The sequence below is a fragment of the Zavarzinella formosa DSM 19928 genome (assembly GCF_000255705.1).
Lineage (GTDB): Bacteria > Planctomycetota > Planctomycetia > Gemmatales > Gemmataceae > Zavarzinella > Zavarzinella formosa.
Genome location: NZ_JH636459.1, coordinates 22,629 through 25,971, shown reverse-complemented (window position 1 = coordinate 25,971; position 3,343 = coordinate 22,629). Strand labels below are relative to the sequence as shown.

Sequence of the window (3,343 nt, the reverse complement as noted above, 5' to 3'; positions counted from 1 at the left end):
CCGTGACCCGTCCCGCGGGTTTGGCCGGACGGGACCGTGATGTCCTCCGTCGGCCGGGCGATCCGCTCGGAAACGAGATCTCCCAACGACAGGCGGCGCCCGTCGGCCGCGAGAACCATCCGGTCTGCCGGGACAAAGCCGTCCCGGAGCATCCGGCCCAGGGTGTCAGCCGTGTAAGAGCCCTCCGGGGTGTCGCCGTTCATGAGCCAAAACAGTCCGTCCGCCGCCGGACCCCGATCACCGTCCGGAACTGCTGCTTGTTCCGGACGGCCGGTTTCCGGCGAAGGTTTCGGAACGGCGGGAGGAGGGCCTGGCGCGGCGCGCGGCAACCGGAACATTCTCACCGTCGCGACGGCGATGGCGAGCAACCAGCCACCCATTCCCGACAGGGCGATCAGATCCCCGGCGGTTCCCCCGGCCCGGTCGGCCAGGACCATCACCTGGACGGGCAGGATGATGACCGCCGCAAACTTGTTGAGGCGGGACCAGCGGGACAGCGAGCCGTCCTCACGGCGGCGGTCGTTGTAAACGTCTCCGGTGAGGCAGACGACGCAGGCCGCGAGCAACAGGGGAGGGAACAGGCAGAATCCGGCGAGGATGAACACCGTCATCGTTCCGGATTGGCGATGCCACGGCACGTCGGCGAAAGTCCGGGGGGCGGTCGTCATGGCGTCTCCGATGGCGGGGAGCGTCGGGGAATCGGCGGTCTGGCTGCCCCCGCGTCGAGCCGGCGGGAACGCGGGCGATGTCACTGATCGTCTGCGCAATCAAATTGTAGACGATCAGTGACATATGTGCCAGAGAAATGTATTCGTGAGGCCCGGGTCAATGTCGAATGCCCTTGCGGACGGGCAAGGGCGAAACGCGGCCGTTTCCGGCCAGGTTCCCATCGGATTGTGCTCCAAAAGAGGTTCAAAAACGATTCGTCGATGATTCAGGGTGAACGGTGGCCCGGCCGTTCAGTCGAGTGAACCCAAGGGGCCCGACGCGGCCCGTTCTTCCGGCCGGCCAAGTTGGATGAGCGGGACATAATCGTGTTTTTGGCGATCAGCCGGTCAGAGTATTTTCAGTTTCGTTCTAGCGTGTGACCGGCGTGGTGGAAGGAATTGATCGCGTCGGTTCTGGTGATCCAGTCGAGGGATTCGCCGACGACGTTTTCCAAGTCGTCAATGGTCCGTGGTTCGTGTCGTCTGAGCTTGATCTTGGAGAAGACCTGCTCGATGGGATCGAAGTACGGGCTGAAAGGGATGCGGAAAAAGGACTCGGACCACGACGGCCGCGACGACGCCCGCCACTTTATGGGTCGCCAGGTTGTCCATGATCAGGATGTCTCCTCTTTGCAGTTGCGGAACCAGGTTCTGCCAGACGCAAGCCGCGAATGACACTCCGTTCAGCGTCCCGTCGGCCACCAGCGGGGCGAAAAGCCGCCCGGACGAAAAGCAGGTGGAAAGGTGGTGGTGTGCCAATGCCTCCGTGGAATGGCGTCGATGATCCGTTCGGCGGCCGGCCCCTGTCGGCAGAGCCGGATCATGGCGGTGCGGCCGAAGATTTGTCAAAGAAAACGAACCGTCGCGGGTTGCTCGCGGCGGCGAAAACCTCTCACAGTGCCTGGTCAGCGATTACGTCCGGCCGGTCCTGTTCGGCGGGTCGGAGTTTTCTTCCAGGTCGGCAAACACGACTTGAGGAATGCTGATTTGCCGGGATTTTCACTTATTATCTTCGCGAGACTCATGCGAATTCCTGCGGGGATTCGACCCTCTTCAGTCGAGTTTGTCGTCCTCGTTTTTTTTAAATGTGATTCAAGAGAACCAGACAGCTAAAATATGAGAAGACGCTGGCACCTCCACTGTCTGGGTCGGAAAATGGCCATGCCCGATAATATGGCCCGTTGGCAGGTTCTTGATGAGCGTGAGTGACGAAAATTTCCCGTCTGTCAACTTGGTCACTTGCGAAGCCGAGCCGATTCACATTCCCGGCCGGACACAACCCCACGGCATTCTTCTCGCCCTTGACGAATCGGACTGGACGGTCGCCGTCGCCAGCGCCAATGCGCCCGCTTTCCTCGGCCTTAAAATCGCTTCGTGCGTCGGCATGGGCCTCGGCGAACTGGTCTCGGCCGACTCCCTGCTTCGTCTCACGAAAGCCTTTTTGTCACCCGACCCCCGGCCGCTCGCCCCGATCCCGGTCACGGCCGGGGACCGCGAATTCGACGGGATTGCCCACCGGCACAACGGGCGACTGATTCTGGAATTGGAGGAGACCCTCCCCGTGTCCGACTTCGAGCCGCACAGGCTGGTTCGGTTCACGCTGACCAACCTGAAAAACGGCCTTCGGTTGAAGGAGTTTTGCGGGGCTGTCGCGCGCGAGGTGCGGGCGCTGACCGGATACGACCGGGTGATGGTCTATCGGTTCGACGCGGACTGGAACGGCGAGGTGTACGCGGAGGAGAAGCGGGATGATCTGGAGCCGTTTTACGGCCTCCATTACCCGGCGTCGGACATCCCGGCGCAGGCCCGCCGACTGTACCACTTGAATCTGGTGCGGCAAATCCCGGACATCACCTACATGTCCTCTCCGCTCATCCCGGACCGCGACCCGCAGACGGCGTCCTCGCTTGACCTGAGCCACGCCGTCTTGCGGAGCGTGTCCCCGATCCACGTCGAGTATTTGCAAAACATGGGGGTGGCGGCGAGCCTGACTATCTCCTTGATGAAGGACGGGCGGCTGTGGGGGCTGATTGCGTGCCACCACTATTCCCCGAAGTTCTTGTCGTACCGGTTGCGGTCTGGCTGCGAGACGCTGGCGGTCATCGTGTCCTTGCAATTATCGGCCAAGCAGGATGCGGAAGACCTCAGGCACCGGTCCGAGGCCCAAGACAGGCTTGTCCGGTTGACCGCCGGGCTTGGGGCGGGCGGCCCGCCCGAAGACGGGCTCACGACAAGGGATTTCGTCTCCCTGACCCGGGCGGGTGCGGCGGCGGTCGTAATCGGCGGGCGAGTGACGACGTTCGGCGCCACACCCGCGGCAGGCGAAATCACCGCACTCGTCGAATGGCTGGGTTCCGGTGACCGCGACGAATACGCGACGCACTTCCTGCCGGGCGAGGTGGCAGATGCGAAAACGGCAAGCGGCCTCCTGGCTGTTCGTTTGGGAGGTGGCGATTATCTCATGTGGTTCCGTCCGGAATCCGGCGATACCGTCAATTGGGCGGGCGACCCGCATTACAAGCGTGAGGTGACGGGCCCGCATGGCCCTCGTCTGACGCCGCGCGGGTCGTTCGCGCTGTGGAAGGAAGTGCAACGAGGCCGGTCGGAGCCTTGGAGCGAGTGCGACGTTGACGCCG

At 62.9% G+C, this 3,343-nt stretch carries 1 protein-coding gene and 1 pseudogene; one reads left to right on the top strand and one right to left on the bottom strand.

The window, feature by feature from the left end; all coding sequences use genetic code 11:
* Positions 1-668: pseudogene (locus BGIM_RS56555) on the bottom strand (hypothetical protein); the annotation flags it as partial.
* Positions 669-1,902: 1,234 nt separating this feature from the next.
* On the opposite strand from BGIM_RS56555, the gene BGIM_RS56550 reads away from it, so the two are divergent.
* Positions 1,903-3,343 (top strand): GAF domain-containing protein (locus BGIM_RS56550; RefSeq protein ID WP_238537856.1); only part of this gene is annotated, 1,441 nt, incomplete at its 3' end.